This is a genomic window from Streptomyces sp. MCA2 (genome assembly GCF_023544705.1).
In the GTDB taxonomy this organism is placed as follows: Bacteria; Actinomycetota; Actinomycetes; order Streptomycetales; family Streptomycetaceae; genus Streptomyces; species Streptomyces decoyicus.
In genome coordinates this window covers 1-13017 of sequence record NZ_JAMJFM010000043.1, presented here as the reverse complement: position 1 = coordinate 13017, position 13017 = coordinate 1, and the positions used below count along the sequence as shown (strand labels likewise).

Annotated in this window: 12 protein-coding genes; 8 read left to right on the top strand and 4 right to left on the bottom strand. The window is 71.3% G+C overall.

Annotated features, from left to right (window positions below; all coding sequences use genetic code 11):
* The first annotated feature begins 294 nt into the window (after window positions 1–294).
* Window positions 295–1116, top strand: coding sequence for a maleylpyruvate isomerase family mycothiol-dependent enzyme (locus tag M8I34_RS29405; protein ID WP_250054412.1), 822 nt, complete (start codon window positions 295–297; stop codon window positions 1114–1116).
* A 144-nt stretch (window positions 1117–1260) separates the two neighbouring features.
* On the opposite strand, the gene M8I34_RS29400 is transcribed toward M8I34_RS29405, so the two are convergent.
* Window positions 1261–2298 (bottom strand): hypothetical protein, encoded by a 1038-nt coding sequence (locus M8I34_RS29400; RefSeq protein ID WP_250054410.1) that lies wholly within the window; start codon window positions 2296–2298, stop codon window positions 1261–1263.
* A gap of 115 nt (window positions 2299–2413) precedes the next feature.
* Window positions 2414–3145 carry a bifunctional 2-polyprenyl-6-hydroxyphenol methylase/3-demethylubiquinol 3-O-methyltransferase UbiG gene (locus M8I34_RS29395; protein ID WP_250054407.1) on the bottom strand — a complete coding sequence of 244 codons (732 nt, stop codon included), beginning with the start codon at window positions 3143–3145 and terminating at the stop codon, window positions 2414–2416.
* Between the two features lie 152 nt (window positions 3146–3297).
* Here M8I34_RS29395 and M8I34_RS29390 point away from each other — a divergent pair, with 152 nt between their 5' ends.
* The 4 genes from M8I34_RS29390 (at window position 3298) to M8I34_RS29375 (ending at window position 8195) form a co-directional block, all read left to right on the top strand.
* The gene (locus M8I34_RS29390) at window positions 3298–3984 is read left to right on the top strand and encodes a FadR/GntR family transcriptional regulator (RefSeq protein ID WP_250054405.1); all 687 of its coding nucleotides are present in this window, start codon (window positions 3298–3300) and stop codon (window positions 3982–3984) included.
* Window positions 3981–5399: a hypothetical protein gene (locus M8I34_RS29385; protein WP_250054388.1), complete on the top strand. Its 1419-nt coding sequence runs from the start codon at window positions 3981–3983 to the stop codon at window positions 5397–5399. The genes M8I34_RS29390 and M8I34_RS29385 overlap by 4 nt, the downstream gene beginning before the upstream one ends.
* The gene (locus M8I34_RS29380; protein ID WP_250054385.1) at window positions 5396–7270 is read left to right on the top strand and encodes a GMC family oxidoreductase N-terminal domain-containing protein; all 1875 of its coding nucleotides are present in this window, start codon (window positions 5396–5398) and stop codon (window positions 7268–7270) included. Before M8I34_RS29385 ends, M8I34_RS29380 begins: the two co-directional genes overlap by 4 nt.
* Before the next feature lie 244 nt (window positions 7271–7514).
* Complete coding sequence (locus M8I34_RS29375; RefSeq protein WP_250054383.1) at window positions 7515–8195, top strand: DUF899 family protein; 681 nt, start codon at window positions 7515–7517, stop codon at window positions 8193–8195.
* A gap of 49 nt (window positions 8196–8244) precedes the next feature.
* Here M8I34_RS29375 and M8I34_RS29370 read toward each other — a convergent pair whose 3' ends face one another.
* Window positions 8245–8634 (bottom strand): TraR/DksA family transcriptional regulator, encoded by a 390-nt coding sequence (locus M8I34_RS29370; RefSeq protein ID WP_250054381.1) that lies wholly within the window; start codon window positions 8632–8634, stop codon window positions 8245–8247.
* A 252-nt stretch (window positions 8635–8886) separates the two neighbouring features.
* Here M8I34_RS29370 and ctaD point away from each other — a divergent pair, with 252 nt between their 5' ends.
* From ctaD to M8I34_RS29355, 3 genes are all read left to right on the top strand, one after another.
* Window positions 8887–10620, top strand: coding sequence for a cytochrome c oxidase subunit I (ctaD, locus tag M8I34_RS29365; RefSeq protein ID WP_374211009.1), 1734 nt, complete (start codon window positions 8887–8889; stop codon window positions 10618–10620).
* Window positions 10621–10632: 12 nt separating this feature from the next.
* Window positions 10633–10983, top strand: a complete 351-nt coding sequence (locus tag M8I34_RS29360; protein WP_250054379.1) for a hypothetical protein — start codon at window positions 10633–10635, stop codon at window positions 10981–10983.
* Window positions 10984–11253: 270 nt separating this feature from the next.
* Window positions 11254–11664 carry an Asp23/Gls24 family envelope stress response protein gene (locus tag M8I34_RS29355; protein ID WP_250054377.1) on the top strand — a complete coding sequence of 137 codons (411 nt, stop codon included), beginning with the start codon at window positions 11254–11256 and terminating at the stop codon, window positions 11662–11664.
* Window positions 11665–11730: 66 nt separating this feature from the next.
* Here M8I34_RS29355 and M8I34_RS29350 read toward each other — a convergent pair whose 3' ends face one another.
* On the bottom strand, window positions 11731–12813 hold the full coding sequence (locus M8I34_RS29350) for an SMP-30/gluconolactonase/LRE family protein (protein WP_250054376.1): 1083 nt from the start codon (window positions 12811–12813) through the stop codon (window positions 11731–11733).
* Window positions 12814–13017 lie beyond the last annotated feature (204 nt).

Sequence of the window (13017 nt, the reverse complement as noted above, 5' to 3'; positions counted from 1 at the left end):
CAGTGGCGGTCTCGCGACCTGCGCCTTACCAGGTCAAGAGGCCGCCCCTGGCTCGCATCGGGAGCCTGCCCGCCCTCACCTTCCGAAGAGCCGCGGGTGCAGCGAGCTACTGACGGCGGTGCGCCTGGCCGCCCGCGCCGGACGTTCCCCCCTTCGAACCGTCCATCCCCCCTGCTCAGGGTCTTGTCGCAGGCTCCGTTGGCTGGTCTTCTGTACGCCGGGTGATCCGTAGCGCGTTCGCGGCCCGTTTGCGTACGCATCCGGCACGGGCACGGGAGCGACGAGGAGAGCGGCGTGGAATCAGCGACTGGGCGGGATGTGCGGAGCACTCTGCCGGAGGGGCTCGGTGCGGCCATACGCGAGACCGCCGAGGAGATCGCCGCGCTGCTTCGCGGGGGCGCCGACACGGGGCTTCCGGTACCCGGGTCGGAGTGGAGCGTCGGGGAGGCGGCAGCGCATCTGGCGCAGGCCAACGAACTGATGGCGGAGATCGCGGCAGGGCACGTACGCAGTCACGGGGACGGCACGCCGCAGAGCCTCGCCGCGGCCAACGAGCGAGCGCTCGCCGCATTCGACGAGCGCGGGGCCGAGGCGCTGGCCGCGATGATCGTGGCCCAGGCGGAGGCCTATCTGAAGGCGCGGGACGAGAGCGCGACGGACGGAACCGTCGCCACCCCGCTGGGCCCGATGGACCCGGACGTCCTGGGGTCGTACCTGCTCACGCACATGCTCGGTCACGGATACGACCTCGCCCGTGCACTGGAGCGTCCGCACATGATCGACCGCGCCCGGGTCGAGCTGACCCTGCCGTTCCTCATCACGGCCATGCCACGGGTGACCGACACCGCCCGCACGGCCGGGCTTTCCGCCCGCTATGCGATCCGCCTGTGGGGCGGCGCCCGATTCGGCGTGACGGTGACCAACGGTGCGGTGTCCGTGAGCCCGCAGCCGCCGGCCCGTCCGGACTGCACCATCCTCATCGAGCCGGTCACCTTCCTCCTGATGGCACTCGGCCGCCGCAAGCAGTGGGGCGCCCTCGCCCGGGGCCGCATACTCGTCCGGGGCCGTAAGCCGTGGCTCGCCCCTCGCTTCCCGGCTCTCTTCAAGGCGCCCTGAACACGGCGGGCAGGGTGCGCCGCATGGAGCCGGTCTCGACGAGAGGGCCGAGCCGGCCGGGATGTCGTCCGACCCCGGTGCCTGACGAACAGAGGGCGGTCGGGGAGCACAAAGACTTGTCCGATAAGGGCTTCTGAGTGTGTGTCAGGTGAGGAAAGCGGCCAGCAGGAGGCCGCTCCCGAGGAGTGCGGGCAGGATCAGCCGGGTGGGGCGTACCACCCCGAAGACCGCGGCGAAGGCGGTGAAGACGAGCGAGAGCATGCCGGCGCAGCCGGTGAGCAGACGCAGGGCTTCGTCGACGGGCTGCCGGTCGGCGATCTGTGTCGTGGTGACGATGAAGGCGATCACTGCCGCCAGCAGCCCGAGGGTGCCGAGCGTCTCCGATCTGACCTTGCCGATCTCGGACTTGGCCCGTTCCTCGACGCCGGCGACGGCCTTGTCCAGCCGCTCCTGGAGCGTGTCGGCAAACTGGGCCGTGGCCTCGTCCAGGCGGCCGCGGATGGCGGTTGCCTCGCGGTGCAGCGTGATGTCCGCCCTGATCCGGTGGTACTCGACCACCCGCATCGCATACCCCGGCTGCTCCGAGTCCTCCAGGTCCAGGGCGCGCTGGATGGAGGTGAGGGCGAGGGCGAAGTCACCCAGCAGACCGGCGAGTTGGGCGTGTACGGCACGGAAGCGCGGGCGTTCGGGGTCCGTCTCGATGGCACGCTCCATCCGGCCCGTCGCCGAGGCGAGATCCTCCTGTCCGGTCTCACCCCCGCTCCAGGCGTACTCCGCCAGGACGCGGGCGTGATGGGCGACCAGCGCCAGATTCCCCGGGTAGGCGGCCAGCGCCGTCTCCGCGTGGCGCAGCGCGGTCACCAGGTCGGGCCCGGCCTGTTCCAGCATCGCCATGTCGGAGTCCAGGACGGCGCGCATCGGCACGCCGTCGAAGCGTGCCGCGTGCCGCTGGTACAGCCCCCGGAAGCGGCCGGCGTCCAGGGCGCGCCGGTGCCGGGCCAGCAGGACGTACAGCGCGTTGAAGCCACGCGCGGGGTCGGACGCGTCGGTGACGCACCGTTCCAGGGCGTCCATCTCCGCGGCTGACAGTCGCGCCGCTATCCCGGTCGCCACGACGTGGTACTCCGAGGACACCATGGGCGGCATGGCGGCAACGGCATCGAGGACTTGAGTGTCAGCCATGATCCGAACGGTATCGGGGGCCGGGCGGGGAGGGAACGGTGTGCCTGTTCGTCAGAGATGAGCCTCGAAGTCAGTCGTAACGGCTCCCGTGGCTCCCTCAGTTGGCACCTCTCGCTCACGGCGCGGGCCGGAGGGCGAGGAAGACCAACTCCCTCCCTGGCCGGTCGGGGGCGTCGCGCACCTCCTTCACCACATACCCGTGCGCGAGCAGGTCCGCCTCGACTTCCTGCCGGTCACGAAACCGCAGGGTCGAATCCGACGTCAGCACCTGCCCGTTGGCCGTGAACACATAGGTCGAGCGGAAGGTGACCAGCGGCCCGTCGACGTCGATCAGGTCGAACCAGCTCTCCACAGAGCCGGCACCCGGGACCTCCGTCACGCTGTAGGAGGCCTCGCGGTTCCACTCCTCCCAGGCGCGCCGGGACGGATCGCGGGTCTCGAATGCCAGATGGCCGCCCGGACGAAGTGCCTCGCGGGCGCCCTTCAGTGTCTGCCGCCAAGTCTGTGGATCGACGATGGCCTGGGCGACGTTCGCCGTCATGGTGGCGAGGTCGGCCCGGAGCGGCGGCAGTGCCGTCGCGTCACCGCAGATCCAGCGGACCCGATCGCCGCCAGGCTTGGCCTTGGCCACGTCCAGGGAAGCCCGGGCGGGATCCACGCCGACGACCTCGATCCCGCGATCGGCCAGCAGGAGCGCCAGCACACCTGTACCGCAGCCGATGTCCAGCACGTGACGGGCGCCGAGCTCCGCTGCGAGGTGCAGGTATGCCTCCAGGTCGCGGCGGTCGGGATCGAGCGGATCGTAGAGCGCGGCCAGTTGTGGGTCCCGGAAAGATTCGTCGGCCATGCGTCGGAACCTAGTCGAAGACAACAGGCGCCGCGGTGAAAGGGCTTGACGGGGGTGCACCGTGATGGTGCAGTGGATCATCCACTCAGTCACTGGCTCACCCGGCCCCACCGGGTGGCGCAAGGGCAACTGCCTGCCCCGGGAGGGAAATCGTGGAGACGCTGCCCCGTGAGACCGTCGTCGACGTCCTGGAGAACCGGCTGCGCGAGGAGATCCTCACCGGCCGCTATCCCACCGGCGACTACCTGCCCACCGAGCGCCGGGTGGCGGAGCGGTACGGCGTCAACCGCACCACCCTCAAGCACGCCTACGGCCGTCTCCTCCAGGCCGGTCTGCTGGAGACGCGGCACGGTGTGGGCACCCGGGTGCGCGACTTCCTGCGCCTCGGCGGTGCCGATCTGCTGCCGATGCTGGTGCGGCACAGCCCGGACTGGATCGGTGAGATCTTCGAAGTGCGGCGCGGTGTCGGCGCGTTGATCGCCGAGCGGGCCGCCGCACGGTCGCAGGCCGCGCAGCACGCCGAGCTGCGCGAGCTGCTGGCGGCCGTACGGACGGCCGAGAGCGGCGACGCCGTACAGCTCGCGGACATCGAGGTGCACCGTGCGCTGGCCCGCGCCACCGGCAACCGCGTCTACGTGCTGCTGACCAACACCCTCTTCCAGGCCTATCTGCCGGTCCGCTCCGCCCTGGTACGGCCCTTCACCGACCCGGACGCCGCGCACGCCCAGCTGGCGCCCCTGGTCGAGGCGGTGACGGCGGGCGACGCGGGAGCTGCGCGCGCCGCCGCCGAGAGCTATCTGACCGCCACCGAACAGATCATGCTGGAGGAGCTCGCATGAGCGACGGCGACAGCGTCCGCGGCACCACCTTCACCGAGACCATGCTCGGCAGCGCCCGGATCGACGGCGAGGACGGGACCCGGCCGGCCCGGCTCGATCTGCGGGTGGCGGCACAGGACGTACTGCGTCCGCTGGGGACCACCAAGGCCAGGCTGAGCGGGCGCCTGCGCATCGCCGGATGGGCCGACGACCCGTACGTCACGGGCGAGATGGAGATCTCGCCGTTCGCCCGGCGCCGTATCCGCTACCGGCTGGCCTGCACCGCGCAAGGGCGCCGGCTGACCCTGGACGGCTGGAAATCCGTCTCGCCGCGCCACCCCGTCCGCTCGATGACGGTGCTGCCCTACACGCTCCATGACGGAGAAGAGCGCGTTGGCACCGGCACCCTGCGCTTCCCCCTGGCCACCGGCCTGGCCCCCTTCCTGGGCAGCGTCCGCTTTCCGCGCCGCGAGGACGGCAGCCGGCACCTGGCGCCGCGCTGGCGCGGAGAGCCCGGCCGCACCGAGGTCTGGTACACCACCGTCACCGACCCGGCGACCGGCCACGGCTTGTGGCTGCACCACGAGCTGACCGCGCCCACCGACGGTTCACCGCCCTTCGTGCACGGCTGGGCCGCCGTCTTCCCCCGGGCGGAACCGGACGGCACGCGGGGCGCGGCGCGGCACGTGCGCTTCGGACCCGAGCCCTGGCACGGCGGCCCGGACGGCTTCCGTGCGGACGGCATCGTCGCCCGTGCCGGGCATCTCGAAGGCGCGGCCGGTGACTTCCGCTGGGAGCTGACCGAACGCCCCGAGGACGGCCCGCTGTTCACCTTCCCCCGCTGGTCCTGGCGCCGCCCCCGGCTGCCCGCCGCCCAGATGCTCCCGGCGGCCCGCGCCTCGTACGACGGCACGGTCACCTACGGCGGCGAGAAACTGACCCTTCAGGGTGCGCCGGGCGCCTCCGCCCGCATCTACGGGCACGGCAACGCGCGCCGCTGGGCCTGGCTGCACGCGGATCTCGGCGAGGGCGACGTACTGGAGATCGTCGCCGCCGTCTCGATGCGACCGGGACTGCGCCGACTGCCGCCGTTGGTCTTCCTGCGGCTGCGCCGCGGCGGCCGCACCTGGCCCCGGCGGGCGGAGCGCGCCGCGCTCGGCTGGGCGGGACTCGGCCGCTTCCGCGCCGCCCTCGGGCGTCCGGACTGGAGCGTCACAGGACGCGCCGGGCTGCGCCGTATCCGGGTCGAGGTGAGCCTGCCCGCCGAACGCACCCTGCGACTCGACTACGCGGACCCCGACGGCAGTCCGGCCCGCTGCCACAACAGCGAGACCGCCGACGCCGTCGTCCGCCTGGAACGCTGGTGGGGGCGCTGGCGCCCGGAGGCGGAGTGGCTCCTCGAAGGAACCGCGCACGCGGAGGTGGGGGAGCGATGAGCGCCGCCGCACTCGTTGCCGCCCTCCTCGCCGACGACGGCAGCGCACGCTGGCCGGCCAGGGTGCCCCGCCGGCTCGACGGCGTCCTGGCCTCGATGCCCGCACCGGCCCGCGCCGGGGTACGCGGCGCCGCACGGGCCGTCGACGCCTATGCGCTGGCCCGCACCGGACGCCCGCTCGCCGCCCTCGGCCCGGCGGAGCGCGACCGGCTGATGACTGCGCTCGCCGCCCGGCCGCGCCTGGCCCCGCTGCTGGACCTGCTGAAGGTTCCGGTGCTGCTGGCCGCGGGCACGGAGCGGATGCTCGACGACCGGGCCCGCGCGAGACGCGGTGCCGGTGCCGGGGGAGCGCTGCCGCTCGCCTTCGCACCGCCGCGCGATCCGCCGCTGGACTGCACACCGGCGCGGCACTGGCCCGCGCGCAGCACCGCGGACGCGGTGGTGATCGGCTCCGGCGCGGGCGGCGCCATGGCGGCGCGGGTCCTGGCCCGGGCCGGATTGCGTACCGTCGTCCTGGAGGAGGGCGACCACCACACCACCGCCTCCTTCGGACGGCGCACGCCCCTGGAGCGGTTCGCGGACCTCTACCGCGACGGCGGCGCCACCGTGGCGGCCGGCCGCCCACCCTTGCTGCTGCCCACCGGACGGGCCGTGGGCGGGACCACCCTCGTCAACTCCGGCACCTGCTACCGGACCCCGGACCACGTGCTGGAGCGCTGGCGCACCGCCTTCGGACTCGACCTCGCCGACGGCTTCGCGGCGCATCTCGACGAGGCGGAACGCACCCTGGGCGTGGCCACCCAGCCCCTCGACGTCCTCGGCAACAACGGTCTGCTCACCCTCGCCGGGGCGGAACGCCTCGGCTGGCGCGCCGCACCGCTGCGCCGCAACGCCCCTGGCTGCCAAGGCTCCTGTCAGTGCGTCGTGGGCTGCCCCAACGGCGCCAAGCAGAGCGTGCAGTTGTCGGTGCTGCCGGACGCCTGCGCCGCCGGGGCCCGGATCGTCACCGGGGCCCGGGTGCGGCGCATTCTGGTGGATGCCGACCGGCCCGGCGGTCCGCGGGCGGCGGGGGTGTCCGTCCAGCGTCCGGACGGTGGTGACCTGGAGATTCTGAGCCCGCTGGTGGTGGTCGCGGCAGGCGCCCTTCAGTCGCCGCCGCTGCTGCGGCGCTCCGGGCTGGGCACCCATCCCCGGCTCGGCCGCAACCTCAGCGTCCATCCGGCGACCAGCGTGGCGGGCCGCTTCGCCGAGCCGGTGACAGCCTGGGAGGGGGTGTTGCAGAGCGTCGGCGTCGAGGAGCTGCACAGCGCCGGAATCCTCATCGAAGCGACCGCCACCCCACCGGGCATGGGCAGCTTCGTCCTCCCGGGCGTGGGCCGCGAGCTGCGCCGCGAACTGGACGACGCCGACCGGCTGGCCACCCTCGGCGCCATGATCGCGGACCGCCCATCGGGCCGGGTCCTGGGCCGGGACCGCACCGTGCTCCGCTACGACCTCGATCCCCGCGACGCGGGCCGTCTGATGACCGCGGTACGTGCCATGGGCGAACTGCTCTTCGCGGCCGGCGCCCAGGAGGTAGTGACCGGCATCCCCACCGCACCGCGCGCCCGCTCCCTGGCCGAGCTGTCCGCACTGCTGGACGGGGTGAGCGCCCGCCGGCTCCACCTCTCGGCCTTCCATCCCACCGGAACAGTGGCCGCGGGGTCGGACCCGCACCGATGCCCCGCCGACGGGGAAGGCCGCCTGCGCGGCGTCCACGGGGTCCTGATCGCCGACGGCTCACTGCTCCCCGGCTGCCCCGAAGTGAACCCGCAGTTGAGCATCATGGCCGCGGCCCTGGGCGTCGCGGAGCGAGCGGTGGGGGCGGGGTGAGGGGGCCGGGTGAGCGGAAGCGGGTGAGCGGGGCCGGCTGACGCGAACGCCGCTCTCCGGCGGGCCCTGGGGCCTGGGTCCTGGGCCCGGGCCTGGGACATGTCCGGTGGATCCCGGTTGATCCATAGGAGTGCACTGACCGGAGCCGCGTCATTTCGCTGCCCGACGAGCCCGGTGCACGGACATACGGTGGCGGGCCAGAGCAGGTGGTGGCCACCCGACAACAGCCAGGCCGGGAGTAGCGATGCGTCCAACCCATCTCACCGGGGAGTCGGCCGACTACGTCAGCGCCCGCGAGGAGCTGCAACAAGCCGAGATCGAGCTGATGCGCCACCGTGAACGCGTCGCCGAGCTGCGTCGCAAGTTGCCGCTGGGCCCCGTCGTCGAGGACTACACGTTCGAGGAGGGCCCTGCCGATCTTCAGGCCGGTGACGCGCCGACGCGGACCGTGCGCCTGGGCGACCTGTTCACCGGACCCGGGCGTGACCTGGTCGTCTACCACCTCATGTACGGCAAGAAGCAGAGCGAGCCGTGCCCCATGTGCACGATGTGGTGCGACGGGTTCAACGGAGTGGCGCACCACGTCGCGCAGAACGTCGACCTCGCGATCGTCGCCGCGGCCGACCTGCCCACGCTCCGCGCGCACGCCCGGGACCGGAAGTGGACGAATCTGCGTCTGCTCAGCGCCGGGTCCGGTTCCTTCAAGTACGACCTGGGCAGCGAGGACGCCGAGGGCACCCAGGACTCGACGGTGTCGGTGTTCACCCGCGACGACGACGGATCGGTGCGCCACGTCTACTCAGGTCACCCCCGGATGTCCGACGACATCGACCAACGAGGCATCGACCTGTTGAGCCCCGTATGGCACCTCCTCGACCTCACCCGCCGGGGCCGGGGGGACTGGTCCGCCGCGCTCAGTTACTAGGTGTATCGACCCGCAGGGGTGTTCACGCGGCTGAGGGGCTCCCGGCCGGTCATCTGCCGGCCTTGTTGGCGCAGTCGATGCAGGTCCTCGCCGTCGGGCGGGCGGTGAGCCGTCCTGCGGAGATCGGCCCGCCGCAGCGCTCACAGCTGCCGTAGGTGCCGGTGGCTATCCGCTGGGCGGCACGTTCGAGGTCGTCCAGGTCGGCGTGTGCCTGCTTCAACATGTCGCGCAGGTGGGCCCGTTCGAACGCGACCGTGGCGCCCTCGGGGTCGTGCTCGTCGTCGTTGGCCGTCAGACTCGCCGCCTCGACGACCCCGTCCCACAGGCGCGTCAACGAGTCGATCAGCCGCTCGGTACTGGCCCGGTCCTCCGCGATCCGCTCTGCCGCGGCAGTCCGTTGTGCGCGTGAGCCCCCGGCGCTCTCGGTACGGTCTTCCACGCCAGATACAACACATTGCGTGATCCGCCTATTCCAGTATTCCCGGCATCTCGGGTATGCGTGGGGCCCCGCCGAACCCGTCCGTGCACTGGGTCGCCGTCCGCACGGTGTGCGACGCACGACGGAGAATTCCCGTGCCCGCCCTTGATGTGACTGATGGGGCGCGGCGGCGAGCCTCTTTGGCGTCTTGTGAGCTGTCTGTACCGTCAGCCCGGCGAGGGGGGCGACCACGTGCGATGAGGAGCCCGGACCGTGACTGCCGTTCAGCAGACGGAATCGTTGCAACCAGCCAGGCGGCGGAAGAATGCCGGACGGGTGGTGGTGGATTGGCTGACGACCACCGACCACAAGACCATCGGCACGCTCTATCTGAGTACCGCGTTCGGATTCTTCATGGTCGGCGGAGTTCTGGCGCTGGCCATTCGGGCGGAGCTCGCCCGGCCGGGTCTCCAGATTCTCTCGAACGAGCAGTTCAACCAGGCTTTCACGATGCACGGCACCATCATGCTGCTGATCTTCGCGACGCCGCTGTTCGCCGGGTTCGCGAACTGGATCATGCCCTTGCAGATCGGCGCGCCTGATGTGGCCTTTCCGCGGCTCAACATGTTCGCCTACTGGCTCTATCTGTTCGGTTCCCTGATCGCACTCGGCGCCTTCATCACACCGGACGGGGCCGCCGACTTCGGGTGGACCGCGTACACCCCGCTGTCGGGTCCTCTCCGTACCCCCGGAATCGGTGGCGACCTGTGGGTGATGGGCCTGGCCTTTTCCGGATTCGGGACGATCCTGGGGTCGGTCAACTTCATCACCACGATCATCTGTATGCGCGCGCCCGGCATGACGATGTTCCGGATGCCGATCTTCACCTGGAACATCCTGCTGACGGCCGTGCTCGTGCTGTTCGCCTTTCCCGTGCTGGCCGCCGCGCTGCTGGTGCTGGAGGCGGACCGGAAGTTCGGCGCGCATGTCTTCGACCCCGCGAACGGGGGCTCGCTGCTCTGGCAGCACCTCTTCTGGTTCTTCGGCCACCCCGAGGTGTACATCATCGCGCTGCCGTTCTTCGGCATCGTCACCGAGATCTTCCCCGTGTTCAGCCGCAAGCCCATCTTCGGCTATATCGGACTCATCGCGGCGACGATCTCCATCGCGGGGCTCTCGGTCACGGTCTGGGCGCACCATATGTTCGTGACGGGCGCGGTGCTTCTGCCGTTCTTCTCCTTCATGTCCTTCCTCATCGCGGTACCGACCGGAGTGAAGTTCTTCAACTGGGTCGGCACGATGTGGCACGGTTCGCTGTCCTTCGAGACGCCCATGCTCTGGTCGATCGGGTTCCTGGTGACCTTTCTCTTCGGCGGACTCACCGGCGTTCTGCTGGCCTCGCCGCCGATGGATTTCCATGTGTCCGATTCGTACTTCGTCGTCGCCCACTTCCACTACACCGTGTTCGGCACCGTGGTCTTCGCGATGTTCGCCGGCTTCTACTTCTGGTGGCCCAAGTTCAGCGGCAAAATGCTCGACGAACGGCTCGGGAAAATCCACTTCTGGACCCTGTTCATCGGCTTCCACCTCACCTTTCTCATCCAGCACTGGCTCGGCGTCGAAGGCATGCCGCGCCGCTATGCGGACTATCTGGCGTCCGATGGCTTCACCACGCTGAATACGATCTCCAGCATCGGCTCGTTCCTGCTGGGCCTGTCGGTGCTGCCGTTCCTCTACAACGTCTGGAAGACGGCGAAGTACGCACCGAAGGTGACCGCCGACGACCCGTGGGGCTACGCACGCTCCCTGGAGTGGGCCACCTCGTGCCCGCCGCCGCGGCACAACTTCACCACGCTGCCCCGGATCCGCTCCGAGTCGCCGGCCTTCGACCTGCATCATCCCGACGTCGCCGCCCTGGAACTGGCCAGGAAGGGCGCGCGGCGCGATGTGGTCGAACCCGAAGAGCCACATCGCGGCGACCGCCCCTCGGGGGACGAGCCGCGCTGAGCCGGCCGCGCCATGACCCACAGCCGAACGCCGGACAGCCGCTCCGTCGAGGCGGGGATCGCCCGCATGGAGGGCTACCTCCTGTGGCAGGCGGAGATCGACCGCGCCCGCACCGACGCCGAAGCCTTCGTCGACGCCCTCGACTGGCCGACATCCGCCCAACGGGACGAGCTGGTGGCCCTCTTGGCCCGTCGTCAGCTCGACCTCTCACGGAGGGCCGTCACCCGTATCGCCACCCGCGCACTCCAGCTCCGCCGGGAGTACCAGCAACGCTATGACGTCCTCAAACGACGCGTCCTGGTCACCGCGTTGGCCCTGCTGTCGGTCCTGACGTTCCTCGACGTCCTGCTGCTGACCCGCTGACCCGCTGACCGGCTGACCCGCTGACCGGTGTCACGAGCCGAGAGGGGGTGCTGCGTACGCGGGTCGAGGACACCCTCTCAGGTCGCGCAAAGGTACTTGCTGAAACGGCAAAGGAGAGGGTGTCATGCCTCGGCCACGGCCCACATCCCGGTCCCCGCCCCGGCCCCGGTCCGCCCCGCCCCGTTTCGGGAGGCAGCGTCACCCGTCCGGCCATAGCGTGAAGAGACGGGCGGAAAACTTCCCCGCAACGGAGCAAAGGGGTGATGCGCGATGACCGAGATCGCAGAGCGCGGGTCGCGGAAAGCCGGGGACCTGGGGCGCACGACCATCGCCGACGGTGTGGTCGCGAAGATCGCCTTTCTGGCAGCCGGTGAGGTCGTAGGGGTCCATGCCCTGGGCAGCGGGATTTCGAGATCGGTGGGAGCCCTGCGCAAACGCGTACCCGGGGGCACGACCAGCACGCACGGCGTCAAGGTCGAAGTCGGCGAGAAACAGGCGGCGGTCGATCTGGACGTCGTCGTCGATTACGGCGAGGTCATCCCCGAGGTGGGGAAAGCCGTGCGCGAGAACGTGATTTCCTCGGTCGAGCGGATGACGGGTCTCGAAGTCGTGGAGGTCAATATCGCGGTCAGCGATGTATGGCTCCCCGAGGAGGAGGAAGAGCCGGAACGGGTGCAGTAGGCGGCCCCGCGGCCGGCCCCTGAGGCCGGTCGGTCCGTCGGTGCGCGCCCGTCACCGGTGCGCCGGTCACTGTCCGGCAGCCGGGCTCCCGCTGCCCACGCCGTCCGGCCCGGGAAGGGTGCAGACGGCGATGCCGCGTTCCTCGACGCTGCTCATGAGCAGGAGGTTTTCCGTCCGGCAGACACTGGTGACCATCCGGTACGGGGAGTTGACGGCGCGCAGGTCGCGCGCCGTGCCGCCGTCGGGCCGCAGTGCCAGCACGCGCACCGTCTGCCGCACGGGCGGGCGCAGACGCAACCGCTTGCACATCTGCCATGACATCCGCCGGAAGGCGCGCGGCATGCCGTGCAGCAGCTCCAGGCCGGCCGCCCGCGGTGCCGCCAGGGCGACCCAGAACGCGCCGTCGGGGCCACGCGAGATGTTGTCGGGGTAGCCGGGCAGATCACCGGCCCAGATGTCGGCGGTGCCGGCCCGCGGGCCGGTCAGCCGGTAGCGGCGAAGGCGGCGTGCCCCGGTCTCGGCCACGACGAGGAAGGACTCGTCCGGGCCCAGGGCCACCCCATTGGCGAACTGGAGCCCGTCCAGCAGGACTTCGGGGGTCGTCGCGTCGGGGCGCAGGCGCAGCAGCTGCCCGGTTCCGGTGTGCTCCAGGAAGTCGCCCAGCCACTCGTCGAGGCCGTAGCGGCGGCTGGAGACGGTGAAGTAGAGCGTGCCGTCCGCAGCCGCGGTGACGTTGCTGGCGAACCGCAGGGGCGCGCCGGCCACCTCGTCGGCGAGGACGCGTACGGTGCCGTGCCGCGGGCTGATGCGCAGCAGCCCTCGCTCGGCGTCACAGACGAGGAACTCGCCGCCCGCGAGGGGCTGAAGACCGAGCGGCCGGCCACCGGTGTGTGCCACGACCTCCGCTCCCTCCTCCGCGCCCGACGCCGAGAGCCGCAGCCGCCAGATCGCGCCGTCCGCCGCGCCGGCGAGGAAGCTGCCGTCGGCGTCGGCCACCACATCCTCGGGGCCCTGGATCGCGGGGGCGACGATACGGGGCACCGGCAGCGGCTGGGGGCCGTCTCTCCTGACGCCGGCCGCCAACTGCCCGCTCATCGCGTCCCGCCGCGCCGGGCCGTCTTCGGGCTGCTGTGCGGGTCCATCTCCCACCTCCACATTGTGCGGGTGCCGGCGACGTGCGACGCCGTCCGTACACGCCGCGCGCATACATCGGCAAGCCAAGCAGAAGCGGACGCATCCGGCATGCGGCATGAGGCATCCGGCATCCGGCATCCGGGGATTTCTCCGCGGCGGAGAAGGCCGTTACCGGAGGGGCGAGGAGTCCCCGCGGGGGCAGTGCGTCCGACGGCTAGG

Coding starts and splice junctions, on each gene's coding strand:
- M8I34_RS29385 (WP_250054388.1), top strand. CDS start 3,981: ATGAGCGACGGCGACAGCGTCCGCGGCACCACCTTCACCGAGACCATG.
- M8I34_RS29355 (WP_250054377.1), top strand. CDS start 11,254: ATGACCGAGATCGCAGAGCGCGGGTCGCGGAAAGCCGGGGACCTGGGG.
- M8I34_RS29395 (WP_250054407.1), bottom strand. CDS start 3,145: ATGGCCGACGAATCTTTCCGGGACCCACAACTGGCCGCGCTCTACGAT.
- M8I34_RS29400 (WP_250054410.1), bottom strand. CDS start 2,298: ATGGCTGACACTCAAGTCCTCGATGCCGTTGCCGCCATGCCGCCCATG.
- M8I34_RS29380 (WP_250054385.1), top strand. CDS start 5,396: ATGAGCGCCGCCGCACTCGTTGCCGCCCTCCTCGCCGACGACGGCAGC.
- M8I34_RS29375 (WP_250054383.1), top strand. CDS start 7,515: ATGCGTCCAACCCATCTCACCGGGGAGTCGGCCGACTACGTCAGCGCC.
- M8I34_RS29360 (WP_250054379.1), top strand. CDS start 10,633: ATGACCCACAGCCGAACGCCGGACAGCCGCTCCGTCGAGGCGGGGATC.